The sequence below is a fragment of the Lentzea nigeriaca genome (assembly GCF_016907955.1).
GTDB classification, from domain to species: Bacteria; Actinomycetota; Actinomycetes; order Mycobacteriales; family Pseudonocardiaceae; genus Lentzea; species Lentzea nigeriaca.
Genome location: NZ_JAFBCX010000009.1, coordinates 136,009 through 161,951, shown reverse-complemented (window position 1 = coordinate 161,951; position 25,943 = coordinate 136,009). Strand labels below are relative to the sequence as shown.

At 68.1% G+C, this 25,943-nt stretch carries 22 protein-coding genes; 17 read left to right on the top strand and 5 right to left on the bottom strand.

The features are described 5' to 3' along the window. Window position 1: 1 nt before the first annotated feature. Complete coding sequence (locus JOD27_RS29125; protein WP_204765481.1) at window positions 2-637, top strand: GntR family transcriptional regulator; 636 nt, start codon at window positions 2-4, stop codon at window positions 635-637. Next, window positions 634-1,620: a 1-aminocyclopropane-1-carboxylate deaminase gene (locus tag JOD27_RS29120; RefSeq protein WP_204765480.1), complete on the top strand. Its 987-nt coding sequence runs from the start codon at window positions 634-636 to the stop codon at window positions 1,618-1,620. The genes JOD27_RS29125 and JOD27_RS29120 overlap by 4 nt, the downstream gene beginning before the upstream one ends. Here JOD27_RS29120 and JOD27_RS29115 read toward each other — a convergent pair whose 3' ends face one another. After that, window positions 1,621-6,165, bottom strand: a complete 4,545-nt coding sequence (locus JOD27_RS29115) for an ATP-dependent helicase (protein ID WP_204765479.1) — start codon at window positions 6,163-6,165, stop codon at window positions 1,621-1,623. Between the two features lie 110 nt (window positions 6,166-6,275). Between JOD27_RS29115 and JOD27_RS29110 the strand changes: the two genes are divergently transcribed. From JOD27_RS29110 to JOD27_RS29075, 8 genes are all read left to right on the top strand, one after another. Further along, entirely contained in the window at window positions 6,276-8,120 is a 1,845-nt protein-coding gene (locus JOD27_RS29110; protein WP_204765478.1) for an Hsp70 family protein, read from the top strand. A 23-nt stretch (window positions 8,121-8,143) separates the two neighbouring features. Then, on the top strand, window positions 8,144-9,424 hold the full coding sequence (locus JOD27_RS29105) for an MFS transporter (protein WP_307830388.1): 1,281 nt from the start codon (window positions 8,144-8,146) through the stop codon (window positions 9,422-9,424). A 9-nt stretch (window positions 9,425-9,433) separates the two neighbouring features. Further along, the gene (locus JOD27_RS29100; protein ID WP_204765477.1) at window positions 9,434-9,628 is read left to right on the top strand and encodes a DUF3046 domain-containing protein; all 195 of its coding nucleotides are present in this window, start codon (window positions 9,434-9,436) and stop codon (window positions 9,626-9,628) included. Between the two features lie 146 nt (window positions 9,629-9,774). Then, window positions 9,775-10,821, top strand: a complete 1,047-nt coding sequence (gene recA, locus JOD27_RS29095; RefSeq protein WP_204765476.1) for a recombinase RecA — start codon at window positions 9,775-9,777, stop codon at window positions 10,819-10,821. Window positions 10,822-10,833: 12 nt separating this feature from the next. Further along, a complete protein-coding gene (locus JOD27_RS29090; RefSeq protein ID WP_204765475.1) occupies window positions 10,834-11,343 on the top strand; it encodes a regulatory protein RecX in 510 nt (169 codons plus the stop codon). A gap of 11 nt (window positions 11,344-11,354) precedes the next feature. Then, window positions 11,355-11,774, top strand: coding sequence for a nucleotidyltransferase family protein (locus JOD27_RS29085; protein ID WP_204765474.1), 420 nt, complete (start codon window positions 11,355-11,357; stop codon window positions 11,772-11,774). Between the two features lie 45 nt (window positions 11,775-11,819). Further along, complete coding sequence (locus JOD27_RS29080; RefSeq protein ID WP_307830387.1) at window positions 11,820-12,272, top strand: MarR family winged helix-turn-helix transcriptional regulator; 453 nt, start codon at window positions 11,820-11,822, stop codon at window positions 12,270-12,272. A 113-nt stretch (window positions 12,273-12,385) separates the two neighbouring features. Beyond that, the gene (locus JOD27_RS29075) at window positions 12,386-13,186 is read left to right on the top strand and encodes an alpha/beta fold hydrolase (protein WP_204765473.1); all 801 of its coding nucleotides are present in this window, start codon (window positions 12,386-12,388) and stop codon (window positions 13,184-13,186) included. Window positions 13,187-13,236: 50 nt separating this feature from the next. Here the strand turns inward: JOD27_RS29075 and JOD27_RS29070 are convergent, their stop codons facing one another. After that, window positions 13,237-14,043 carry a S1 family peptidase gene (locus JOD27_RS29070; protein WP_204765472.1) on the bottom strand — a complete coding sequence of 269 codons (807 nt, stop codon included), beginning with the start codon at window positions 14,041-14,043 and terminating at the stop codon, window positions 13,237-13,239. A 186-nt stretch (window positions 14,044-14,229) separates the two neighbouring features. On the opposite strand from JOD27_RS29070, the gene JOD27_RS29065 reads away from it, so the two are divergent. The 4 genes from JOD27_RS29065 to JOD27_RS29050 all read left to right on the top strand — a co-directional run bounded on the left by JOD27_RS29065 (window position 14,230) and on the right by JOD27_RS29050 (window position 17,382). Beyond that, the gene (locus JOD27_RS29065; protein WP_204765471.1) at window positions 14,230-14,973 is read left to right on the top strand and encodes a hypothetical protein; all 744 of its coding nucleotides are present in this window, start codon (window positions 14,230-14,232) and stop codon (window positions 14,971-14,973) included. A 42-nt stretch (window positions 14,974-15,015) separates the two neighbouring features. Then, on the top strand, window positions 15,016-15,783 hold the full coding sequence (locus tag JOD27_RS29060; protein ID WP_204765470.1) for an RNA ligase family protein: 768 nt from the start codon (window positions 15,016-15,018) through the stop codon (window positions 15,781-15,783). 85 nt (window positions 15,784-15,868) lie between these two features. Beyond that, entirely contained in the window at window positions 15,869-16,909 is a 1,041-nt protein-coding gene (locus tag JOD27_RS29055) for an AAA family ATPase (RefSeq protein ID WP_204765469.1), read from the top strand. Between the two features lie 56 nt (window positions 16,910-16,965). Further along, the gene (locus tag JOD27_RS29050) at window positions 16,966-17,382 is read left to right on the top strand and encodes a hypothetical protein (protein ID WP_204765468.1); all 417 of its coding nucleotides are present in this window, start codon (window positions 16,966-16,968) and stop codon (window positions 17,380-17,382) included. A 135-nt stretch (window positions 17,383-17,517) separates the two neighbouring features. Here the strand turns inward: JOD27_RS29050 and JOD27_RS29045 are convergent, their stop codons facing one another. Further along, a complete protein-coding gene (locus JOD27_RS29045) occupies window positions 17,518-18,747 on the bottom strand; it encodes a DUF4142 domain-containing protein (RefSeq protein ID WP_204765467.1) in 1,230 nt (409 codons plus the stop codon). Between the two features lie 258 nt (window positions 18,748-19,005). Here JOD27_RS29045 and JOD27_RS29040 point away from each other — a divergent pair, with 258 nt between their 5' ends. From JOD27_RS29040 to JOD27_RS46855, 3 genes are all read left to right on the top strand, one after another. Then, window positions 19,006-19,533 (top strand): sigma-70 family RNA polymerase sigma factor, encoded by a 528-nt coding sequence (locus tag JOD27_RS29040; RefSeq protein WP_204765466.1) that lies wholly within the window; start codon window positions 19,006-19,008, stop codon window positions 19,531-19,533. 46 nt (window positions 19,534-19,579) lie between these two features. Further along, window positions 19,580-19,960 (top strand): zf-HC2 domain-containing protein, encoded by a 381-nt coding sequence (locus tag JOD27_RS29035; protein ID WP_204765465.1) that lies wholly within the window; start codon window positions 19,580-19,582, stop codon window positions 19,958-19,960. Window positions 19,961-20,170: 210 nt separating this feature from the next. Next, a complete protein-coding gene (locus JOD27_RS46855) occupies window positions 20,171-22,711 on the top strand; it encodes a BREX system ATP-binding domain-containing protein (RefSeq protein ID WP_204765464.1) in 2,541 nt (846 codons plus the stop codon). Here the strand turns inward: JOD27_RS46855 and JOD27_RS29025 are convergent. Both JOD27_RS29025 and JOD27_RS29020 read right to left on the bottom strand, forming a co-directional pair. Continuing rightward, a complete protein-coding gene (locus tag JOD27_RS29025; RefSeq protein WP_204765463.1) occupies window positions 22,671-23,906 on the bottom strand; it encodes an MFS transporter in 1,236 nt (411 codons plus the stop codon). The genes JOD27_RS46855 and JOD27_RS29025 overlap by 41 nt on opposite strands. Then, entirely contained in the window at window positions 23,906-25,873 is a 1,968-nt protein-coding gene (locus JOD27_RS29020) for a PEP/pyruvate-binding domain-containing protein (protein ID WP_307830386.1), read from the bottom strand. Before JOD27_RS29020 ends, JOD27_RS29025 begins: the two co-directional genes overlap by 1 nt. Between the last annotated feature and the right edge of the window lie 70 nt (window positions 25,874-25,943).

Here is a 25,943-nt window from a genome sequence, read left to right as displayed (position 1 = left end):
TATGCAATATATTGGATATGGGTCGCTGAAGGAGCGGGCGGCCGCGGAGATCAGGTCGGCAATCGTGCGCGGCGACCTCGAACCGGGCACGGCCATCAAGGACATCGAACTGGCCGAGAAGCTCGGCCTCTCCCGGACCCCGGTGCGCGAAGCGCTCGCCACGCTGGCCGACGAGGGCCTGGTCGAGACCAAGCCGCACGCGTACACCCGTGTCACCGCGCTGGAAGCGGAGCCGGTGCTCGACGCTCTCGTCGTAGTGCAGTCGATGCACTCCCTCGCCACCGGCATGATCGTGCAGTCGCAATCGATCACGGCCGAGGACATCGCCGCCATGCGTGCCGCGAACAAGGCCTTCAAGAAGGCGCTCGACGCCAACGACGCCGACGCCGCGTTGGCCGCCGACGACGAGTTCCACGCGGTGGCCGTCCACCGCTGCAACAACTTCGCGATCGCCGCGACCATCGACCGCTACACCCCGCTCATCCGCAGGCTCGAGCACAGCCGCTTCTCGTCGCCGCACGCCCGCCACTCCGTGACGCAGCACGAGCAGATCATCGAGGCGTGCGAGCAAGGCGACTACGTGCTGGCCTCCACCCTGGTCGACAAGAACTGGAACACGCTTCGGGAGGAACTATGAACAGGTTCCCGCTCCTCTTCGGACCCTCGCCGGTCCACCGCCTGGATCGCCTGTCCACGCACCTCGGCGGCGCCTCTGTCTGGGCGAAGCGCGAGGACTGCAACTCCGGCCTCGCCTACGGCGGCAACAAGACCCGCAAACTCGAGTACCTCGTCGCCGACGCGCTCGCCACCGGCTGCGACACCCTCGTGTCGATCGGCGGCATCCAGTCCAACCACACCCGTCAGGTCGCGGCCGCCGCGGCGCGTGCGGGTCTGAAAGCCGTGCTGGTGCAGGAGAGCTGGGTCGACTGGACCGACGTGGGCAGTGACCGGGTGGGCAACATCCTGCTCAGCCGCATGATGGGAGCCGACGTCCGCCTGGTGAACGCCGAGTTCGGCATCGGCATCAAACCCGCCTGGGAACAGGCCATCGAGGACGTCCGCGCGTCCGGCGGCAAGCCCTACCCGATCCCGGCCGGCGCCTCCGACCACCCGCTGGGCGGCCTGGGCTTCGCGAGCTGGGCAGACGAGGTCCGCCAGCAGGAAGCCCAGCTCGGCGTCTTCTTCGACACCATCATCGTCTGCTCGGTCACCGGCAGCACCCAGGCGGGCATGGTCGCCGGTTTCGCGAACGACACCAACCGTCGCGTGCTGGGCATCGACGCGTCAGCCAAACCCGCCGAGACCCTCGACCAGATCACCCGCATCGCCCACAACACCGCCAAGCTCCGCGAGGTCACGGTGTCCGAAGAGAACATCCTCCTCGACGACCGCTTCCACGCCGGCACCTACGGCATCGCCGATGAGTCCACTGTGGACGCCATGCGGCTCGGCGCCCGGCTCGAAGGCATGATCACCGACCCCGTCTACGAGGGGAAGTCGCTGGCAGGGCTCATCCACCTCGTGTCGTCGGGCGAGATCGACCGCGACTCCACGGTCCTCTACGCCCATCTCGGCGGCCAGCCCGCCCTGAACGCCTACAGCTCACTCTTCCCGGCTTGATCAAGCTCTCAAGCGCAGTCCCTTCGGTGTGGCGCGGAAACCGGCTTCCTGCAGCACCGTCGCGAGATGGGAGGTCAGCGCGACCTCGCCGTCGGCCCGCTGAACGGCCAGCTGAACCAGCCAGCCGTCCCGGACCGCCCGGCTCAACGCGTTCGCGGCGGTGCGCAGCGTCGGGTCGTCGTCGGTGAACGAAAGCAGGGACTTACCGCCCCGCTCGACGTACAGTGCCGGGCTGCCGTCGACCAGCACCGCCAACGCACCCGCCTTGCGCGCCGGACGGTGCTTGCCTTCGCCCAACGGGTCCGGCCACGGCAACGCGGCACCGTACGGCTGAGCCGGGTCGGCCGCGGCGAGCACCACGGCCGCCCGGTCGTCCTGCGCCGGTTGGCCGGGCGGACGGGACAACGCCCGCAGCCGGTCCACCGCGCCTCGTGCCGCGAACTGGGCGGCGCCCAGCCCTTCGACGACGTAGCCGCGGATCACCTGGCCCGACTCCTCCATCGCCCGAAGCACCTTGTAGACGCCGCTGAACCCACCCGTCACGCGTTCGGTGTCGAGCGCACCACGGGTCAGCACGCCGTGGCGTTCCAGGAACGCCTCGGCTCGGGCGTGCGCCCGCCGAGTCGGGTCCTCCGCCGGGCTCACCGCGAGCGACCAGCGGCCCGCGGCTGTCGGCGGACCCGTGCGCGACGGCATGTCCGGACGCGCGGCACGCAGCCGCGCATAGCGACCACGCGGTGCGCTGCGGCGAGGTTTGTGGGCCGCGCCGCCGCCGGATACCAAGGCGCGCAACGGAGACAAGGTGTCGTTGGTGATCAGGCCCGCCCACACCAGATCCCACAACGCGCCGACGACTTCGGCGTCCGTGCACTCCACCGACAGCGAGACGCGATCGACCACCTGCCGGAAGAACAACGCACCACCGGAGAGCGTTTCCAGCACTGCCGTGTGCAGCGGCGACTCAGGGATCGAGTCCGGTACCAGATCAGGCAGCAGCAGGTCCGCCACATCCGTCGGAGCCAGGGCGATCCAACCGTCGCCACCGGCCAGAGCACCGCAGCCGGTCCACGTCACCTCACCGGACGCGGTCAGCTCGTCCAGCAACGCCGGGTAGTAGCCGGGCAGGCGGGACGGCAGCAGCAGGGATTCCAGCGCACTCGCGGGAAGTGGCGCTCCCGCGAGCTGTTCCACGACCGAGAACACGTCGTCGACCGTCGGCGCCGACCGCAGCCGGCGGCCGAGGCCGTGCCACGCAGGGAGGAACCGGCCCAGCGCCGCCGGTTCGACCGGCTCCACCTCCGAACGCAGGCGGGCCAGCGACGCACGGCGCAGGCGGCGGAGCACGTCCGCGTCGCAGTACTCGGTGTGGGTGCCGCCGGGCCGGAGCTCACCGCGCACCAGCCTGCCTGTGGCGGCCATCCGTTCCAGGACACCCGTCACCACGGCCACGCCCAGGCCGAAGCGCGCCGCCGGTTCCGTGGCCGCGAACGGGCCGTGGGTGCGCGCGTAGCGGCTCAGCAGGTCGCCCAGCGGATCGGCCACCGGTTCGGTGAACGCCTCCGGGACGCCGACCGGCAAGGCCACGCCGAGCGCGTCCCGGACCCGGCCCGCGTCCTCGATCGCGATCGTGCGTTCCTCACCGGCGATCCGCACGCGGATCGCGCGGCGCTGAGCCACCAGCTCGTCCAGCCACTCGCGGGGCACACCTCGGTCGAGAGCCTCCGCGTCGGAGAGATCTCCCAGGAACCGCAACAGGTCCGCGGTGTCCTCGGCGTGGCGCGGGCGGCGGTCTTCTGTCAGGCGTTGCAGGCTGCGTTCGACCTCGGCCACGACCTCCGGGTCGAGCAGCTCCCGGATCGCCTCCGAGCCGAGCAGTTCCGCGAGCAGCGTCGAGTCCAACGACAGCGCCGCCGCGCGGCGTTCCGCCAGAGGAGCATCCAGCTCGTAGAGGAACATGCCCACGTAGCCGAAGAGCAGGCTGCGCGCGAACGGCGACGGCGACGGTGTCTCCACCTCGACCACGCGGACTCGGCGTGCGCGGACGTCCGACATCAGCTCGCGCAGACCTGGCACGTCGTAGACGTCCTGCAGGCACTCGCGCATCGCCTCCAGGACCACCGGGAACCGCTCGTACTTCGCCGCCACCGACAGCAGCTGGGCCGAGCGCTGCCGCTGCTGCCACAACGGGGTGCGCCGTTTCGGATCACGCCGGGGCAGCAGCAGCGACCGGGCGGCGCACTCGCGGAACCGGGCCGCGAACAACGCCGAACCGCCCACCTCGGCCACGACGATCTGCTCCACCTCGTCGGGATCGAGCAGCACGTCCTCGGCGCCCGCCGTGACCTCCATGCCCTCGTAGTCCAAAGCGTCGGGCAACCGCAGCACGATGCCGTCGTCGGAGTGCGCCGCCTGCACCTCGACACCACGGCGTTCGCGCAGCCGTGCGGCGATCGCGAGGGCCCACGGCGCGTTGACCTGGGCACCGAACGGCGAGTGCACCACGAGCCGCCAGTCGCCGAGCTCGTCGCGGAACCGTTCCACGAGAACGGTTCTGTCGTTCGGGACGTGCCGCGTCGCCTCCCGCTGCTCGCCGAGGTACGCGAGCAGGTTGTCCGTCGCCCACTCGTCCAGACCGGCGGAAGCGGCCCGTTCGCGCGCGGCCGAATCCTCCATTGTGGACACTTCGCGGAGGAACCTGCCCATCGCGCGGCCGAGTTCCAGCGGACGGCCCGGCGCGTCGCCCTTCCAGAACGGCATGCGCGCGGGCTGACCCGGCGCCGGCACCACGATCACCCGATCGTGGGTGATGTCCTCGACCCGCCACGACGACGTGCCCAGCAGGAACGTGTCGCCGACGCGGGACTCGTAGACCATCTCCTCGTCGAGCTCGCCGACGCGCGAACCGGGGCCGTTGTCCGACGGCGGCGTCATCACCGCGAACAGCCCGCGGTCGGGGATCGTGCCGCCGGACGTGACCGCGAGCCGTTGCGAGCCGGGACGGCCGCGCAGCTCGGAGTTCACCCTGTCCCAGGTGATCCGCGGCCGCAGCTCACCGAACTCCTCGGACGGATACCGGCCCGACAGCATGTCCAGCACGGCGTGCAGCGCCGAGTCGGGCAGACCGGCGAACGGCGCCGCTCGCCGCACCAGCGCCGTCAGCTCCTCGACCGTCCACGTCTCCATCGCCACCATCGCGACGATGTGCTGGGCCAGCACGTCCAGCGGGTTGCGCGGGAACTTCACGGCCTCGATCGCGCCGTTCTGCATCCGTTCCGCCACCACCGCGCACGACACCAGGTCGCCGCGGAACTTCGGGAACATCACGCCCCGCGACACCGCGCCGACCTGGTGCCCCGCGCGCCCGACGCGCTGCAGACCAGAGGCGACCGACGGCGGCGCCTCGACCTGCACCACCAGGTCGACCGAGCCCATGTCGATGCCGAGCTCCAGCGACGACGTCGCCACCACGCACGGCAGCCGCCCCGACTTCAGGTCTTCCTCGACCGCGGTGCGCTGCTCCCGCGACATCGACCCGTGGTGCGCACGGGCCACGGACGCCGTCTTCTGGACGGTCAGACCCGACTGCCCGATCGCCTCGGCCGGGAACGACTCCAGTTCTGCGGCTTCTTCCGCGAGCTCGTTCAGGCGCGCGGTCAGCCGTTCCGCGAGCCGCCGCGAGTTGGCGAAGACGATCGTCGACCGGTGTGCCCGCACCAGTTCGAGCACCCGTGCCTCGACCGACGGCCAGATGGAGGTGCGCTGCTCGGCTCCTGCCGCCGAGCCCGACACCTCACCCGTGGGCTGGCCGAGCAGCGACATGTCCTCGACCGGCACCTCCACCTCGACCTGGATGGTCTTCGGCGTCTTCGGCTGCACCACCGACACCGGGCGACCGCCGGCGAGGAACGTGCTGATCTCCTCGACCGGACGCACCGTCGCGGAGAGGCCGATCCGCTGGGCGGGCTGGTCCAGCAGCGCGTCCAGCCGTTCGAGCGACAACGCCATGTGAGCGCCGCGTTTGGTGCCTGCCACCGCGTGCACCTCGTCGACGATCACCGTCTCCACGCCGCGCAACGACTCGCGCGCCGACGACGTGAGCAGCAGGAACAACGACTCCGGAGTCGTCACCAGCACGTCGGGGGGAGTGCGCCCGAACGCCCGCCGTTCCTCCGGAGAGGTGTCGCCGGTCCTCATGCCCACGGTGATCGACGGCTCGGTGAGGTTCAGCCGGTGCGCGGCCTGCCGAATGCCGGCCAGCGGCGCGCGCAGATTTCGTTCGACGTCGACCGCCAGCGCTTTCAGCGGCGACACGTAAAGCACCCGGCACCGTCGTTTCGGCTCCGCGGGCGTCCGGGAAGAAGCCAGCCGGTCCAGTGCCCACAGGAACGCGGCCAGCGTCTTGCCCGAGCCCGTCGGGGCGATGACCAGCGCGTGTTCGCCAGCCGCCGCGGCCGCCCACGCACCCGTCTGCGCCTGGGTGGGCGCGGCGAAGGCTCCGGCGAACCACTGCCTGGTCGCCGGTGAGAAAGCCTTCATCACGTCCATGGCGACCATCATGACGCCGGGGTCTGACAATTTCTGATTGCGCAGGTCCGGGCACCCGCCGAAGGCCGCTGTGGCACGATCACCTCCGTACGTCCTTCGAGGGGAGCACGGTGCGCGTCCTGTCCGTCGACCTGGGCACCGCCAACACGGTTGCGGTGCTGTCCGACCACGGTGTGGTGGATCTGGACGGAGGGCCCACCATGCCCTCGTCCGTCTACCTCGACGAGGATGGCACCCTGCACGTCGGCAGAGAAGCGGAGCGGCGCTCGCGCCAGGACCCGTCGCGCTACGAGCCGAACCCCAAGCGGCACATCGACGACGTGACGATCAAGCTCGGCGAGACGACCCTGCCGGTCAACGACGCGATCGCGGCCATCTACGCGCGTGTGATGGAGGCTGTCACGCCGTTGCTCGGTGGCGGCCAGCTCGACGAGATCCGGCTGACGCACCCCGCCGAATGGGGCCCGACCAGGCGCAACAAGCTGCTGTCCTCGGCCAGGCTCGCGGGCATGACCGGTGAGCTCGTGCCGGTCCCTGAGGCCATCGCGGTGGCATCGCTCGGCGGTGGCCGCCCGCTCGCGGTCTACGACTTCGGGGCCGACACGTTCGACGTCTCCGTGCTCGACTCCCAGCACCGCATCCTCGCCGACGGCAGCCTCGGCGACGTCGGTGGCCTCGACGTCGACCAGGCGCTGCTCGAGCACATCGGCCGCTCGGTCTCCCACAAGGACCCGGCAGGCTGGCAGCGGCTGCTGCGCCCGGCCACCGTGGACGACCACCGCGCCCGCCTCGGCCTGCGCGAGGAGCTGCGCCTCGCCAAGGAGGACCTCTCCGAGCTGCCTCAGGTCGAGGTGATGATGCCGGAGCCGTTCGAGAAGGTCGTCGTCACGCGCGGCGAGCTGGAGGCGCTGATCCGGCCGAGCCTGATCCGCAGCGCCGAGCTCCTCATCTCCACCGTGCGCAAGGCGGGCGTCACGCCCGAGCACGTCTACCTCGTCGGCGGCTCCTGCCGGATGCCGCTGGTCGCGCAGGTCATCGCGGAGAAGGTCGGCATCGTCCCGACCAACCCCGACCACCCGGAGACGATCGTCGCGTCCGGCGCCCAGGTCGTGGACCGCGCGACGATCACGTTGAAGGCCGAGGACGACAAGCCCAAGTTCGTCGAACCGCCCACGGTGGTGACGACGCCGGTCAGCCCGGCCGTGAGCGGCCCGCACCAGGTCAACCCGAACGTCAGCGGCCCGAACCCGGTGATCAGCGGCTCGTATCCGAACCCGAACGTGAGCGGGCCGTACTCGGCGAGCGGCACCTACCAGCTGACGTCGCCGTACCCGGTGAACCCGAACGTCAGCGGCAACTACCCGATGAACTTCCCGCAGCAGGCGCCGAAGAAGGACAACAAGAAGGTCCTCCTCGGCATCGGCGGCGCGGTGGTGGCGCTGGCCGTGGTCATCGGCGCGGTGTTCGCGTTCTCCGGACCGGACCTGCCCAGCGCGGACCAGTGCAAGGACGACACCACCCAGGACGGCCAGGGCTTCACGAAGTGCCTGCGCCAGCTCGCGGGCCACGTGCCGGACGGCGGTGGCTGCGAGAAGGCCGACTCCGCGCAGATCACCGGCATGGAGGAGATCAAGGGCACGGTCGTGAGCTGCACGATCCGTGACGGCTACGCGGTCCAGTACATCCTCACCGACAGCGTCACCGGCGCCGAGAACAACGCCGCCGCCATCGCGAAGTCGTTCCAGACCGACCACGTCGAGGCCGACTGGACCGGCAACGGCCTGGAGGGCAACTACCGCGCGGCGACGTCGAGCGGCACCGGCGTGCTGGTGTTCACCGCCAAGAGCCGTCCCATGTTCGGCATCCTCACCAAGACCGCCGCGGAGAACGCCGACGAGCTCAAGCCGGACGAAATCGCCGACTTCTTCGAGAAGTCCGTTCAGCCGGGTGAGTAAGCGCCACTGATGGACCTGTCGGTGTGCCGTCCGAGCGTGCCACCATCGCGATCATGGTGACCGTCGCGCCGCAGGTCGAACGCGTGCAGCGCAAGGTCGTTCGTGTGCTGACCGGCACCCAGGTCCTGGGGGCGGCCGCGGTGACGATCGGCCTCGCGATCAGCACGTTGATCGCCGCGTCGTTGTCCGGGTCCGATGCCGTCGGCGGGTTCGCGCAGACCGCGGCCGTCGCCGGTGCCGCGTTGCTCGCCCTGCCCGGTGCCCGTCTCGCGCAACGGCGTGGGCGTCGTCCCGCGCTCATCCTCGGCTACGGCATGGGCGCGCTCGGTGCGTTGGTGGCCGCTGTCGCCGTGAGCGCCGGGTTGTGGCAGATGTTGTTGGTGGGACTCCTCCTGTTCGGAGGGGCGTCCAGCGCGAACTACGCGGCCCGTTATGCCGCAACGGATCTGGCGGATCCGCAACGTCGTGCGCGTGAGCTCTCCCGTGTGGTGTGGGCGGCGATGATCGGCGCGATCATCGGTCCCAACCTCGCGGATCCCGCCGGGCGGATGGCCGCTTCCCTCGGCCTGCCGGTGGGTTCGGGACCGTTCCTGCTCGCCGCTCTTGTCCTCGGCGCGGCGGTGCTGGTGATCCAGTTCGGGCTGCGGCCGGACCCGCTGGTCGTCGTGAAAAGCACTCGACCGGTTGAATCCCAGCACTGTTCCGGCGGTGGCACGCCCGGTGGCCTGAAGATCTGGGGATCGCTCGGGTCGATGGCTCGACTTGCACTCGTTGGAGTGATGTTGTGCCACACGGCGATGGTCGGGCTGATGTCGATGACGCCGGTGCACATGAACCACGCCGGGTCGTCGTTGCGCGTGGTCGGCGTCGTGATCAGCCTGCACGTCGCCGCGATGTACGCCGCGAGCCCGTTGTTCGGGTGGATGGCGGACCGGCTGGGACGGGTGCCGGTGCTCGCGATCGGCGCGTCGCTTGTGGTGGCGGCGTCCGCGATCGCGGGGATGGCGCCGTCTCACGACGCTCCGCAACTCGCCGCGGGCCTCGCGGTGCTCGGCTTCGGCTGGTCGGCGGGGCTGGTGTCGGGGTCCGCGTTGCTGACCGAGTCGGTGCGGGTCGAGGACAGGCCGGCCGCGCAGGGGCTGTCCGATCTGCTGATGAACGTCGGTGGGGCCGTTGGTGGTGCAGTGTCCGGGATCGTCGTGACGACATGGTCGTACGGCGTGCTCGGGCTGATCGTCGGGTGCACAGCGCTGCCGCTGCTGATCGTGTGCCTCTTCGCATCGCTGCGCAGGCCCGTTCGTTAGTGTCTTCCGGTGCGCATCACCATGTTCCGCAAACTCATGGCAGGGGAGTTCGGCCAGGTCAGGGCCGAGATGATCGCCCACGACCACGTGCTGTCGTCCCTCGGCGGCCGCACCGCGGACCAGGCGCTGGAGGCCGGGATCGGCGCCAAGGAGGTCTGGATCGCGGTCTGCGACGCGTTCGAAGTTCCCGGAAATCGTCGCTGAGCTGGCTGTTCGGAGTGTCGCGTGTGCTCGAACACGTGTTCGGCTAGAGTGGCTCCGACCCCGGCTTCGCAAAATTGTCAGACCCCGCCAGTAGCGTCAGGTCCAACATGACGAAGCAACGGCAGACGACAAAAGGTGGACCCAAGATGGCACCCGCAGCACCCGACCGGGACAAGGCGCTCGAGCTGGCCCTGGCGCAGATCGACAAGCAGTTCGGCAAGGGCTCGGTGATGCGCCTCGGCGAAGAGGGCCGCGCGCCGATCGAGGTGATCCCGACCGGCGCGATCGCGCTGGACGTGGCGCTCGGCATCGGCGGCCTGCCCAAGGGGCGCGTGGTCGAGATCTACGGTCCGGAGTCTTCGGGTAAGACGACCGTGGCGCTGCACGCCGTCGCGAACGCGCAGAAGGCCGGTGGCATCGCGGCGTTCATCGACGCGGAGCACGCGCTCGACCCCGAGTACGCGAAGAAGCTGGGCGTCGACACCGACGCGCTGCTGGTGTCCCAGCCCGACACCGGTGAGCAGGCGCTCGAGATCGCGGACATGCTGGTCCGCTCCGGTGCGCTCGACATCCTGGTCATCGACTCGGTCGCCGCCCTCGTGCCGCGCGCCGAGATCGAGGGCGAGATGGGCGACAACCACGTCGGTCTGCAGGCCCGCCTGATGAGCCAGGCGCTGCGCAAGATCACCGGTGCGCTCAACGCGTCCAACACGACCGCGATCTTCATCAACCAGCTGCGCGAGAAGATCGGCGTGATGTTCGGCTCCCCGGAGACCACGACCGGTGGTAAGGCGCTGAAGTTCTACGCCTCCGTGCGTCTGGACGTCCGCCGCATCGAGACCCTGAAGGACGGCGGCGAGCCCGTCGGCAACCGCACCAGGGTCAAGGTCGTGAAGAACAAGGTCGCGCCGCCCTTCAAGCAGGCCGAGTTCGACATCCTCTACGGCCAGGGCGTCTCGCGTGAGGGCTCGCTCATCGACATGGGCGTCGACCAGGGCATCCTGCGCAAGTCCGGCGCCTGGTACACCTACGAGGGCGACCAGCTCGGCCAGGGCAAGGAGAACGCGCGGAAGTTCCTGCGCGACAACCCGGACATCGCCAACGAGATCGAGAAGCGCATCAAGGACAAGCTCGGCATCGGCGCCACCCTCGACGCCGACGAGTCGGCTCCCGCCGCGCCGGTCGAGTTCTAAGAGGGCGCGAGATTGGACGAGGCTGAGGAGCAGCGCAAAGCACGCGACATCTGCTACGCGCTGCTCACCGCTCGCGCCCGATCCCGGCACGAGCTGAACGAGGCGTTGCTGCGCAAGGGAATCAGCCCCGGCGTGGCCGAGACCGTCCTCGGCAAGTTCGACCGCGCCGGCCTGATCGACGACGCCCAGTTCGCCGAGATGTGGGTGCAGTCGCGGCACAACTACAGCGGCCTGGGCCGCCGCGCCCTGGCCATGGAGTTGCGCCGCAAGGGCGTCGCCGACGAGCTGGTGGCCGAAGCGGTCGCCGCGGTCGACGGCGAGGCCGAGGAGGAGAAGGCGCGCGAGCTGGTCCGCAAACGCCTGCGCACGATGTCCGGTGTGGACGAGACGGTGAAGATCCGCCGTCTCGTGGGGGCGTTGGCGCGCAAGGGTTACGCGGAAGGGCTCGCGTACCGGGTGGTGCGCGACGAGCTGCGCGCGGCAGGCGACGAGGCGTCGGCTCTGGACGAGCCCTGGTCGTAGAGCCCGCTGGCGTGCAGATCGGCCGACTGGCCCTGGACGCCCAGGTCGAGGCGCTTCTCCGCCGGCAGGGCATCAGGGACTACGACCTGTTCTGCTTCGACGACTCCGACCTCGGCTGGAACGCCGAGAACGAGGTCATTCAGGCGGGCGTGCACGCCTTGGCGACCTGCCGGTCGAGATCGAGATCCGCAACGAGGCCCGCGTGCACCTCTGGTATTCCGACTACTTCGGCAGTTCCCTGCGAGCCCTATCCGTCCACCGAAGCGGCCATCGACTCTTTCGCGGCCACAACGTGTTGTCTCGGCATCCGCACCGACCGCGACGACCGGTGGCGCGTCTACGCCCCGTATGGCCTGGCCGACGTGTTCAACCTCGTCGTCCGCCCCACCCCCGTGCTCGCCTGGCCCGAACCGTCCGGCGACGCGGTGTAACCGATCTCGCCGCTCGACCGGTTCGTCCCGAGTAGCCTGAAGCCCGTGAGCACCACTCCCGACGCGCCGTCCGCCGCCACCCCCACCGTGGCAGACCTGCTCTGCTTCGACCTGTACACGACGTCGCGAGCGGTCACGGGCTTCTACCGCCCGATCCTGGACAAGGCCGGCATCACCTACCCGCAGTTCCTGGTGATGCTCCTGCTGTGGGAGCGGGACTCACGGCCGATCCGGGAGCTCGTCCAGGAGCTCGACCTCGAGTACAGCACGCTGTCACCGTTGATCAAACGGCTCGAGAAGAGCGGCCTGCTGGTCCGCGTCACGCACCCAGACGACGAACGCTCGGTGCTCGTCCAGCTCACCGACAAGGGGCGTGACCTGCGGTGGATCGGTGCCGAGATGACCAACCGCCTCGGCGAGGCACTCGGCATGACCAATGAGGAGATCGCCGTCCTGAGGAAGGCCCTGCACCGGGTCAAGCACGGCGCCGAGCGTTAGTGGCCTGAAACACGTCGCGCGCGAGGTATCTCGTCGGGTAATTTACATCGTGCACGATCCAATCGAGCGCGATGCACCGCCACCGCGGTGCCTGACGAGAGAGTGAGAGACCAATGCGAGTTCGTAAGGTGTTCGTCCTTCTCGGTGCCCTGCTGGCCCTGGCTGCTTCTGTTCCGTCGGGTGCCGGTGCCGCGGACGACGCCGAGAAGTCCGGCGTCAAGAAGCCGACCATCGTGCTCGTGCACGGCGCGTTCGCCGACGCGTCCAGCTGGAACGGTGTCGTGGAACGCCTACAGCGCAAGGGCTTCCCGGTCGTCGCGGTCGCGAACCCGTTGCGCGGCCTCAGCTACGACGCCAACTACCTGCGCAAGGTGCTCGCCTCGATCGACGGCCCGATCGTTCTCGCCGGACACTCCTACGGCGGCATGGTCGAGTCACAGGCGGCGTTGGGCAACCCGAACGTGAAGTCGCTCGTCTACGTTGCGGCGTTCGCCCCGGAGAAGGGCGAGAGCGCGCTCGAGCTGTCGAACAAGTTCCCCGGCGGCACGCTGGGCGACACGCTGCAGATCATCGATCTCGGTGACGGCACCAAGGATTTCGCGATCCAGCAGGACAAGTACTGGCAGCAGTTCGCGGCCGACCTCTCCCGCAAGGACGCGACCATCGCGGCGGCGACACAGCGACCGGTCAACGACAGCGCGCTGACCGAAGGCGCCGGCGAGCCCGCGTGGCGCACCATCCCGTCGTACTTCGTGGTGGCGGGCAAGGACAAGAACATCCCGGTCGCGGCGCAGAAGTGGATGGCCGAGCGCGCCCACGCCCGAGCCGTCGTCGAGGTCGGCAGCGCCTCGCACTCGGTGGCCGTGTCCCACCCGGAGACCGTCGCCGACCTGATCGTCCGCGCGGCGCGGTAGTGAAAGCGGAAAGCCGGGGCGCTGCAGGGGCGCCCCGGCTTTCGTCGTGTCTACGGCTTCGCGACCTTGCAGCCGGGCAGCGACAGATCCAGCGCCGTGCCGGGGCCGAAGCAGGACACGAAGTCGAACGTCTGCTGGCCGTAGTTGATGCCCTTGCGGACGGTGACCTTGCCGTTGGCGTCGACCTCGCACGGGTTGTTCATCGTGCAGCGGCCGCCGCTTTCGTTGCCGGTGTTGTTGACACCGACGACCTTGCCGCTGACGTTGTCGATGATCGGCGAACCCGAAGTGCCGCCGATGGTGTTGCAGGACGACGTGTAGCGCAGCGAGTCACGCCAGGTCCAGTCGGCTTCCTTGAGCTGGTTCACGAAGCCGTCGATCTGGCAGGAGTAGATCCGCTTCCAGTAGCCGGAGACGACACGGATCTCCGTCTTCGCCACGGGGTGCGAGGCCGACAGTTCCAGCGCACGGCTGCCGTGCTGCTGCTGGATCTGCCCGTACGTCGTGTCGAGCTGGTACAGCGCGGCGTCGGTGCCGGTCATCGTCGCGTAGAGGAGCTTGGTGCTCCTCAACGTCGCGATCTCCGAACCCGAGCCGTCGAGCAGGCCGAAGGTACGCGCCCGCGACAGCGTCCGGTCGACGATCACCTGGCCGGCCTTCATGAGTTCGACGCAGTGCCCGTTCGTGAGCACGAGCGCCTTGTCCGCGGAGGTTGAGCTCGGCAAGCGGACCAGCGAGCCGGAGCAGTTGCTGAGCCTCACGGTGCCGGTGAAGTCGACGGCGGCCTGTGCGGGTGCCGTCGTCACGCCGAGTGCGGCGATCGCCGCGAGCAGGGTTCCGACGAGTCGTCGTGCCATGTGCAGGGTTCCTTTCGGGGATGGCATCCAGTGCCAGCCTGTACGGATCGTAGCCATCTCGCTACCTTCGGAAGTCGGCTGACGTGCCATCGGCAACTCGATCGAGTGACGCCGCAGTGCGGGCGCTAACGGGTAAGGCAGACCAATCGACGTCGTGGTCACACACCGCAACCGCCAGGAGCCGTGATGACATATCCGACGCAGCCCGTCTACGCACCGCCACCGGTCGCACCGCCGAAGCCCACGCGGTTCGGTGCGCTGGCCTGGACCGCGTTGATCCTCGGGATCGTCGGTGTCGTCGGCTCGCCGATCATCATCTTCAACAACCTCACCGCGATCGCGGCCTTCGTCGGGCTCGTGCTGGGCATCATCGCGTTGTTCGGCACGCGCAAGATCCTCGCGGCAATCGGCGTCGTCCTGTGCGTCCTGGCGATCGTCTTCACCGTGGTGGCACAGCAGGCCGCGGTCAAAGAGCTCGACAAGATCCTCGACCAGGGCGCCGGGAGCGAAACCCTGAAACAGGAAGCGCTCACCGATCCTCCGACGTGGGGCAAGCGCTACACGTGGGCGAACGGCCTCTCGGTCGAGGTCGCGGCACCCGTCGCGTGTACACCCGGCCAGTACGCGGTGCCGCAGGACATCGCCCGCGCGGTGAAGTTCAAGGTCACCATCACCAACGGCGCGAGCGCCGCGTTCGAGACCGCGCTGCTGTCGCTCGGCAACGACGCGCAGTTCAACGGGAAGAAGGTCTCGAAGGTGTTCGACAGCAGCGGAGATTGCAGCAGCACCGTCGACAACACGACGGTGCTGCCCGGCAAGACCTACACCTACGAGGTGGCGTATTCCGTCGGCGCGGAGCCGGGTGAGATGCAGCTCGTGTTCGAGCCGACGTTCAACTCGGACAAGGCCGCGTTCGTCGGTCAGGCGTAAACCGTTCGCGAGCGGGCGCTCGGACGGGTTACAAATCGGGGCATGTTGCGCAAGTATCCGCGAACGCCCCACCTCGAGGGCTCGCGCCTGCAACCGGGCGACGAGGACCTCGACCAGGTGCCGTTCCGCGTGATCGCGGGACGGCACCTGGTCGTCGAGGAGAAGCTCGACGGTGCCAACGCGGGCATCAGCTTCGACTCCGCCGGTGCGCTGAAGTTGCAGTCACGCGGCCATTTCTTGACGGGCGGACCGCGCGAGCGGCAGTTCGCGCCGCTGAAGGCGTGGGCCGCGACGCACCAGAGCGTGCTGTGGGAGCGGCTCGGCACGCGTTACGTCCTCTACGGGGAATGGCTGTACGCCAAGCACACCGTGTTCTACGACGCGCTGCCGCACCACTTCTGCGAGTTCGACCTGCTCGACCGCGAGACCGGTGACTTCCTGTCCACACCGGAACGTCGCCGCGTGCTCGAAGGAACGCCGGTGGTGTCCGTGCCGGTGCTGCACGAGGGCCCGCTGCGCAAGCTGACGGACCTGACCTCGCTGATCGGCCCGTCCACGTGCCGCACGCCCGGCTGGCGTGACGTGCTCGTCGAGGCGGCCGTTGCCGTGGGCCAGGACCCGGAAACCGTTGTCGCGGAAACAGATTCCGACGACCACATGGAAGGCCTCTACATCAAGGTGGAGGAGGACGGGCGCACGGTCGAACGCTACAAGTGGGTGCGGCCGACGTTCCTCACCGCCGTGCTGGACTCGGGCAGCCACTGGCAGGACCGCCCGATCCTGCCGAACCGGGTGGTGTCCGGTGTTTGAGGAACTCTGTCCAACTGGTCCACAATGGACTTTCTCCTGGGAAGCCGTCCGTTCGGTGTTCCCGTGGGCGCGCGCACTGGAAGGCGTGCCACAGGATCCGATCCACCACGCGGAAGGTGACGTCGCCACGCACACCCGGATGGCCTGCGAGGCGCTCGTCTCGTTGCCGGAGTGGCGAGCCCGTTCGGAACTCGATCGGGTGCGCTTGTTCGCGACGGTGTTGCTGCACGACGTCGCCAAGCCGTTCCGCACCCAGATCGAGGACGGCCGCGTCACCGCACACGGCCACTCCCGCGCCGGCGACCTGTTGGTGCGCAAGCTGTTGTGGGAGATGGACCGCCCGATCGCCTGGCGCGAGCACGTCGCCGCGCTGGTGCGCCACCACCAAGTGCCGTTCTGGGCGCTGGAACGACCCGACCTCGACCGCATCGCGTTCCGGGTGAGCCTGCTCGCCCGCAACGACGACCTGGCGACACTGGCCCGCGCCGACATCCTCGGCCGGATCTGCGGCGACGCCGAGTCCGTGCTGGAGAACATCGCCCTGTTCGAGGAGTACTGCCGCGAACGCGACTGCCTCGACCGCCCGCGCGACTTCCCGTCCGACCACGCGCGGTTCCAGTACTTCCGCACTCCCGGCCGCGATCCGGACTACGCCGCTTATGACGACACGCGCGTCGAGGTGACCGTGCTGTCCGGCCTGCCGGGCGTGGGTAAGGACCACTGGATCGCTGCCAATCGGCCCGGTTGGCAGGTGGTGAGTCTCGACTCCGTGCGCTCACGGCTTGGCATCGCCCCTTACGGCGATCAACGCGCCGTAGCAGCTGCGGCTTTCGAAGAGGCGCGGACGTTGCTCCGCGCGGGGGAGCGGTTCGTCTGGAACGCGACCAACATCTCCCGCCAGCTCCGCGACCGCTGCATCGGCCTGGCCGCCGACTACCGCGCTCGAGTCACGCTCATCGGCCTCGAAGCCCCGAAGTCCGTGATCCACGCCCGCAACCGCGCCCGCCCGGAACCGGTGCCGGCCTCGGTGATCGACCGGCTCGTCGACAAGTGGGAAGCGGTCGACATCACCGAAGCGCATGCCGTCGAACGGGTGGACACAGCACAGACGCCGACACGTACTTAGCCTCGCGGCCGATGCCTCATACAAGGGAGCCCTGCCCACCCCTGGAGGCGCGCGCCATGACCGACGTTCCGCTGACCAGATCCGTCCGCCTGATCTTCGAGTTCGCCGCAGACGGCGTCCGGCTCTTGGAGCAACACCCCGTCAACGTCACCGTAGGCCTCTTCCGCGACCAGGACGCGGGCGACTACGTCGAGGTCCGCAACCGCGACGGCCGCACCATCAGTCGCGTACCGGTCTGGGCGGGCATCGGCAGCAACGTCGAAACGTTCCCTCAAGATCCATATATCAGCTCGGACACCCCACGCGTCCTCACCGTCGTGGTGCCTCCCCGCCCGATGCGGACCACGTCGCGGTCGTCCGAGACAGCCGAGCCAACGGTCAGAACGCCGATAGCTCCGGCATCGAGGTCCTCGGCACTTTTCGCCTTTCACCCTGATTATGTCAACCCACCACCCAGCGGACCTGCGCCTTAGCAACGAGTCTTTGGACGACGTCGTCAAAAGAGTCGTTGCTAAGGCTGCGGGACGGCTGGCCCGGCGGGCCGGCGGAAGGCTTGCCGGGCGGCGATATATCGGTCGGCGAGGGCGGCGGCCGATATATCGGTGGAGCTAGCGGCGGTGTTCGCCGCGGTGGCCGATGGCTCGGACGAGCCAGAGGGTGCCCGCGCCGGCGACGACGAGGACCGCGATGCCGGTGAGGAAGCCGATGCTCGTGGAGGAGTCGTCCGGCTGGGCCTGCGGGCTGGCGTTGGACCTGGGCTGGGTGATGGCGGGGACGTCGGTCATCTGCAGGGAGTTCGACTTCACCAGGCCGGTGCCCTCCAGCAGGAGCATGTGCTTGAGGAGGAGTGTCAGACCGGTTTGTGCGGCGACCCGTGCGGGGACGCTCTTGGTCGTCGCGCGTGCCTGGGCGACCTGGACGATGAGTGAGCCGTCGGCGGCACGCGACAGATTCGCGTACATGCGGTCGAGTTCCTCGCCTGAGCTGGACGAGATGGCGTTGGCCCACGACTTCTGTTCGGTCGTCGGTTCGGCCGGGAGATCCACGCCGATCTGGCCGGCGGCCTCGTTCACCGCGGCGGCGAGCTGGGTGTGCTCGGCGGCGAGCTGGCCGGCCACCTTGCGGACCTTCGCGTCACGGGCGCGGTCGGAGCTCTCCCGGCTGGCCGGTTTCTGCCACAGCGCATGCTGCATCAGCAGAACGAGCAATTCCCGGTCCGACGGTTCGACGTTCTTGCCGATGACGCGGACCGCGTTCACCTGAGCTTTGGCCGTCACCAATTCGAAAGCGGACGGGTCGACCAGTCCGGTGTTTTCGAGGACCGTCATCGTGCGGATGAGCATTTGCACGGTTTGGTGGGCGAGTGTGCGAATTGTGGTGTTCTGCGTTGTGGCGCGCGTTTGCGTCGCCATCACGAGAAGGCCACCCTGCGCCTGCCGGACGATCGTCGCGTAGGCGCGGTCGTGGTTGTCACCGGTGCGTCCTGCCATCTCGTTGATGATGGACTGGTGTTCGCTGCTCACGTCGTTCGGCAGCACCACGCCGAGTTCGCCGGCGGCTTTGAGGAGATCGACGTCGAGTCGGGAATGCCCTTCGAAGATGTCCCTTCCGGCATTGCTGATACCCGCATTGGTCGAGCGTGCCGGGGCTTCTTTGCTGACTGGTATCAACCACGAGTCGGCTTGGCGAAGGGATACCATGAAAGAGCGGTCCGAGGGTTGCACCTCTGTGGACTGTGCATTCGCTGGAACTGTTCCGATGAAAGCCCCGACGAATACGGCTGACGTAACGGCAAAAAGCGCTGCGTGCTGCCCCAGAGTGCCCAACCGGTGACGCATAGTGCCCGTTCCCTCCCGCGATCGAGCTGCCTTCAAAGGTGATACGCGCAGGTTGGCCGCCGGTTCACGGGACATGCGCAGATGTCGATGTGACGTGCATCACACTAAAATCTGCGAACCATTCGGGCTGAATTTACGTACCCGAGAGGATTTCGCGTTCGCGGGGTACTATGCGAGAGATTCCACTCGGCCACCGAGTCGCTAGGCCCGCCGCCCGAAGCGAAGACGTCGCCGATATCTGGGGAGGTCGCAAGCTTCATGGTCGATCAGGGCAGGGTTGCCGAAGCCCAGCAGGACGAGGAATTGCTGACGCTGCTCTACGGACAGTTCCAGCGGATGTTGTTCTCGCAGGTCCTGTGTCTGACCAACTACGACCGTCAATGGACTGAAGATGTCGTCCAGGAGACGTTGATCAGGGCCTGGCAGAACTCCGCGCACCTTGTTCGTGAACCCGGGATGTTGCGCGGATGGCTTTGTACTGTCGCTCGTCGCATTGTGATCGACGGATGGCGCAGCCGGCAGGCGCGCCCACAGGAAGTGGAATTGCTTCGCCCCGACATCGCCGAATCTCCGGACGACACGGAGCAGACACTTTCGGTGATGGTCATTACCGATGTTGTACGCCAATTGAGTGACGAACACCGTTCGGCTATCTACGAAACTTATGTCATGGGACGAACGGTGAAGGAGGCGGCGATCATTCTCGGAGTGCCCGAAGGAACCGTCAAGTCCCGGCTGTACAAGGCGATGCACACGATCCGCTGGGCGCTGCAGGACAGGAGCTAGCGTGATGGTGATCCGTCAACCACATCACGGGCAGGTGCACACAGCCATGAACGACGGCAACCGCACGAGCCCCGATGGGCCGTGCGGTGATGTTGCGGCCTATGTGCTCGGGGTCCTCGACCCCGCCCAGCACGTGATCTTCTCCCGGCACCTAGCCGGGTGCCAGAGCTGCCGGCGCGACGCGGCCGACTTCGGCGTGTTCGCGCCGGTGCTGCGTCAGGTCGTCAGTCAGCCCGAGGCGCCTCGCCAGTTCCCCGTCACCCGCAGCATCCTGCTGGTCGCGGCGGGCGTCGTGGTGGCCATTGCCGCGGTGCTCTCGGTAGCGGAGTCGCTGGCCTCGCATGTCGACGACGCGGTCGAGGTCGGCACCCTGACTCGCGCTGAGCCCGTTCGCGGTGAGCCGTTTCCGCTGTTCCGTCACGTGTGATCCCGTGAGCAGGCAGGCGAGGCGGAGCCACCCGCGCACCAGCCTGGCCCAGATCATCGCTCGCTCCCGGACAGCTCGCAGTTCCGTTAACCGTTACCTGTGGGTAAGTTTGCCCGACGACGAAGCGCAGGTCTTTACGGTCCGCACCGAAGGAACACCGACACCTTCGAGCCGCGGTCCTCTCGGTACCGAAGGCGGGGGCAGGTAGAGGTGACATCTCCACTACTCGGCCGGGACGCGGAACTCGCAGCTCTCGGACGTTTGCTGGACGACGCGCTGAACGGCACGGCCTCCTGCGTGGTGGTCACCGGGGGTTTCGGCATCGGCAAGTCCGCGCTGCTCGACGCCTTCACCGCCGAGGCACGCGAACGCGGCTTCACGGTCCGCCTGGCCAAGAGCGCCCGCCTGGAGAGCCACTTACCGGGTGCCGTCGTCCGCCAGCTGGCACCGTGCCTCGCGAACGAGCGTGACCTGGAAGAGCTGTACGCGCGCGCCGCGAACTCCGCCCGCAAGGGACCGATCCTGCTGGTCGTCGACGACGTCCACGTCGCCGACACCTTCTCCAAGCGCGCACTCGCCTACCTGCGCCCGCGCCTGCAGGGCATGCCGGTCGTCATGGCTCTCGGTGCCTCCCAGGGCTACCTGTCCACGGACGAGGTCACGCTGCCGGAGATCGCCGGCGCCCACCCCCACCGCATCGACCTCGACGGCCTCGACGTCACGGCCATCGCGCAACTCACCGAGGACTTCCCGGACAGGGATCCGCAGCGCTGCCACGAGCTGACCGGCGGCAACCCGTACCTGCTGCAGGCGTTGCTGCGGGAGGAAGGCGAAGGGTCGGCCGCGGTCGGCGAGATGATCGCCATGCGGCTGCGCGAGTACACCGGCGCCGCCGAAGTCGCCAGGTCCGCGGCGGTGCTCGACGGTGACGCCGGACTCGAACTGCTGTCCGCGCTGACCGGCTTCGACGCGCTGCCCGCCGTAGACACGCTCGTCCGCCTCGGTGTACTCGCCGACACCGACCCGCTGACGTTCCGGCATCCGTTCGTGCGCAACAGCATTCTCGCCGACATGCCGATCGCCGTCCGCTCCGCGGCGCACGCCCGTGCCGCCTGGTTGCTGTTCGAGTCCGACGCTCCGGACGAACGTGTCGCCGAGCACGTGCTGAAGGCAAGGTCCGTCCGTCTGCCGTGGTCGGTGGACCTGCTGCGCGAGGTCGGTGGCGTCGAGCACCTCGAACGGGCGCTCGAGGAACACCTGTCCGATGAGGACCGACTGTCGATCGAGGTCGAGCTCGGTCACGCCGAACACCTCAAGGACAACAGGGATGGCCGCGACCGGGTCCGCGACGCGCTGACCGCCTGCGAGGACCCGCACCTCGCCGCGAACGTCGCGCTGTCGTTGATCCAGAACATGTGCACCGGCTCGGACGCGCACTTCGCGGTGTCGCTGGCGATCATGGTGGTCGCCCGGCTGCTGCCCGAAGACCGCGACATGGTCTGGAACATCGTCTGCACCACCTACCTCCTCGCCGCCAACCGCGACGCCCGGATGGCCAACTGCGCGGGCAAGTACTTCGACGACCTCATCGGCGACATCCCACAGGACCCGAACCTGAAGCGCGCGCGGCTGGCGTTGCTCGCGGTCGGCAACGCCCGCAGTGGTGACTCGTCCGACGAAGCGGTCGAGCGCGCACTGGAAGCACTCGACGGCGAGTGGGTCGATGTCTTCGGCGAGCCCTACCTCTTCACGTTCCTGGTGCCGGTGCTCGCCGACAACCCGGAGCACATCAACAAGCTCTGGCTGACGCACAGCACCGCGCCGGTCTCGCACGACCCGCATCTGCGCCGCGGAATGCTGAGCATGATCGCTCGCGCCGCCGCCTTCCACAACAGCGGTGATCTCTCGCGCGCGTACACGTTCCTGACGCCGCCGGTCTCGACGGGAAACACGGACTGTCCTGCCGTACTGCTGGCGACGGCGAAGCTCGCCGAGGTGTGCATCGAGATGGGACAGTTCGACGAGGCCGCCCCGCTCGTCACCGAAGACGGCGACCTGTTGCAGCACATCAACATCCGCTATGCCCGCGGCCGCCTCAAGCTGGCGTCGTGCCACGCGGAGGGCGCGCTGGAGGATCTGCTGGAAACGGGCCGGCGGCTCGCAGAGCGCGACATGCCGAACCCAGCGCTGCTGGCGTGGCGGCACCACGCCGTGCGCGCGCACCTGGCTTTGGGCAACCGTGACGACGCTGCCCGGCTCGCGCACGAGGAGCTGGATCTGGCCAAGCGGTGGGGTTCCACGCGGGTCATCGGAACCGCGTTGATGAGCGTCGGCATCAGCACGGACGACATCGACGTCCTCGCCGAGGCGGAACAGCTTCTCGCCTCGTCACCGCACCGGCTGCTGCACGCCCAGTCGTTGTACTGGCTTGGCCACCACCTGCGGCGCAAGGGCCGCACCGACGCCGCCGCGCCGCACCTGCGCCGCGCGTTCGACCTCGCCCGCCAGCTCAGCGCGCACCCGCTGGCCAAGCTCGCCGGTGACGAGGTTCGCGACGGGGACGACCAGGTGCAGGGCCTGACCCGGCAGGAGAACAGGGTCGCGCGGATGGCGGCGCAGGGCCTGACGAACCGGCAGATCGCCGAGACCCTGCACCTGACCCGCCGCACGGTGGAGCTGCATCTGTCGAGCGCCTACCGCAAGCTCGGCATCACGGGACGAGCTGAGCTCGTCGCCGCCTTGTGGTCCTGACCGCGATCAGCAGTCCCGCCAACAGTGCCATCAGGATGACCGTGACGGCCGACGACAGCACCAGGAACCCGTTGAGCTGCCCGCCAGCGAGGTAGGCGCCGAGCGCGACCGCGACGACCGCGCACACGGCACGGTCCATGATGGACTCCATCGACAGAAGCGTTGCACGATAACGGGAATCCGGGATCGCGTCGTTGAGTAGCTTCTTCTGGATGGGGAAGCTCATGCCCGCGGTCACGGAGAACAGGCACAGCAACACGATGGTCGCGACTCCGCCGGACGGCACGATGAAGCCGATCGACAACGCCATCACGACGGTCAGCAGGAACACCGATTTCGCGGGCCCGATCTTCTTCGACAGCCAGTGCGGACGTGCGGCGGCGACCGCCTCGAAGATCGTCATGGCGGCGAGCACCGAGCCGTACCAGGTGACCGAGACGTTCTTGGACTCGAGCACCGGCTGGAACAGGTTCACCTGCAGAATCCGGACGAGCGTGAACATCGCGATGCCCTGGACCATCAACAGCAGCAGCCAGCGCGACTTCCTGAGCGCTCCGAACGCGCCGCCGACGCCCGCGAGCAGCTTGGAAGTCTTGCCTTCCGGCCGTTGCCGGCCCGGAATCGGTGGGAGTTTCAACGCGAGGACGACCGCGATCGCGGCGTTGATCGCGGTCAGCCAGTACGGAGACGGCATGTTCCACTGCATCAGCAGACCGATGACCGGCCAGTACACGATCTTGCCGACCAGGCTGTACGACCGTCCGACACCCTCGACCTTCAGATAGAGGTGCCCGGCGTTGTGCGCGTTGAGGTACTCGTACAGGTACGCGCTCTGGGCACCCGAGATCAACGACCTGGCCAGCGCGATCAGCAGGAAGTGCGCCAGGAAACCGGTGTAGTTGCCGGCGAGTACCGGCACCATGTTGGCGATCACCAGCACACTCGCGCCGAGCCACAACGACGTGCGGTAGTCGAAGCGGTCCGCGACCATGCCGGTCGGGATCTCCATGAGGCAGAACGCGATGTAGTAGATCGACTGGATGCCGAAGATCTCGGCGTCGCTCAGCCCGAGCTGCTTCTGGTACTCGTAGAAGATCGGGATCCACAGCAGGAGCCCGAAGAAGAACTGGAAGCCGTACGTCAGGCGGACGGCACGCGCCACTTCCGGAGTCGCCGGTACGCGAAGACCCAGCATCAGATCGAGTAGGGCCGAAGCTGCAGGACGTACAGGACCTCGTCGGTGGCGAGCCACTCGATGTCGACCGGTGAGTCGAACGTGTAGTCCGGCGAGAAGTGCGCTTGCAGCAAACGGCCCACGATCGCGAGCCGCTGCAGCTGTGCGTGCGCCCTGGTGCTGAGGTCTTCCCTCGCGTCACCGAGCGAGACCGTGCGGCCGCCACCCTCCACAGTGGAGTAGAGGTACTGCATCGGTTGCTTCGAGCCCTCGACGACGTCGGTGACGTTCGGCGAAACGTTGATGTAGACGTTGCGGAAGTCGTTGCGGTTCATGGGGTTCGTCGTGACCATGACGCCGCCGAAGTCCGCGTTGACCTGCTCCTGGATCACGACGCCCATGAAGCAGTCGTCGAGCGAGATGCCGGCCTGCTGACGCAGCCGCACGCTGCGCGCGGAGACGAGGGAGGCCCACACCTCCTTGACCGACTCGACGATCTTCTCGGCGCTGGTGACGTGGTTGTACGACTCGTAGATGCCCGCGGCGGAGAACCCGGCGAGGTCCTCGGCGTTCGACGAGCTGCGCACCACGAAAGTCCGTACCCCCGCGAGGTTCTCGATGAGAGCCGTGTCCAGTTCGGACAGCAGGTAGTCGGGCACGCGGGTTTTGCGGATCAGCCGCTGCAGCTCCACGCACAACGGGTCGATCTCGCGGGCGTTGAGCTCCAGCGCCATCTTCAGCTTGCCGATCGCCTGCTGGATCTTCGGCGACGACTCCAGGAATCCCTGGTGCATCGAGAACGGCAACGCGATCCCGCGCGGCACCCGCACCCGTTCAGCGAGCAACTGCCGGGATGCGGCCAGCAGGTCGTCGCTCTCCTCTTTGCCGAGGAGTTTCGCGAGGTACGGCATGAGGTTGTCGCGCGGCGGACGCGGCACCGAGAAGAAGCCGAGGAGGCGCCGCGGCGTCTCGGCGGCGAGCACGTGGTGCAGTTCGCCAAGGTTCGCGGCCTTGGTGCCGTAGCGGTGGCTGTCGTTGTAGCGGATCTTGCCGAGGTTGAGGATCGGGTTGTAGGTGTCCTCCGGCTCCTCGAGCGTGACGCGCTGCGCGTACCAGGCGGGGCGCTGGCAGAGGTCGGCCGGCTCGTCGATCAGCCGCAGCGCGACCCCGGCGTTCTTCGGCGACACCTCGTACTCGACCCACTGGCCGTTCAGCTTCTCGCGGTCGATCAGGTCGAACGCGCCGATCTGGATGGCGTTCGGAATGGACCAGCCGGTCGCCAGGACGTTGGTGTGCGACAGGGGAGTGGTGTGGCTTGCGTTGATGATGCCGGCGAGCCTCGGAATGTCGTCGGGAACGCGGTGCATCACCACGATGTCGAACCACTCGAGCGTGTTCTCCCGGTACTCGTGCGCGGTGCGGAATGCGCGCAGCCGACCTTTCGCGGTGCCCGGATTCAACGCCACGAACTCCGCGGTCGAGAACAATTCGTGCGCCAGGATCCGTGGAAGTCTTTCCACGGGGACCTCTGCGACCTCCTGTTCCTGGAGGTGGTTGGCGGGTTTGAAGAACAACGGCACGGCGGCGTCGATGTTCCCGCGCACTTCCGCGTAGAAGAACTCGATCATGTCGGCCGACATCGTGTCGACCTCGACGGTCTCCAGCGAGAACATCCGCTTGTCCTCGCGCTGGTGCAGCGACAGGATGCCGAGGAAGAACCGCCGGTCAGCGGCGTGGTAGAAGCTCTGGTTGAACTCGTCGATCCGCGCGCGCATCTCCTGCTCGCCGATGCCCAGGATCTCCTGGCCGATGTAGAGCGCATGGAACTCGTGGCGCGCGTTGTTCAAGAAGTGGATTGTGCCGTTGTGCCTGTCGACGACCACCTTGACGAAAGAATAACCACCCAGACTGCCGGAAAGCTGGTTGAACGCCGACATCGTCAGCTGCTCCCCGACCAACCCCGCCACGTCGGCTTCCTGGACAGCCACACCCGCTCCTCTCGTGCTTCATTGCAACGAGCAAGTGTGACACCGGGGAGCTGAGCGTTATTCCGGTGGA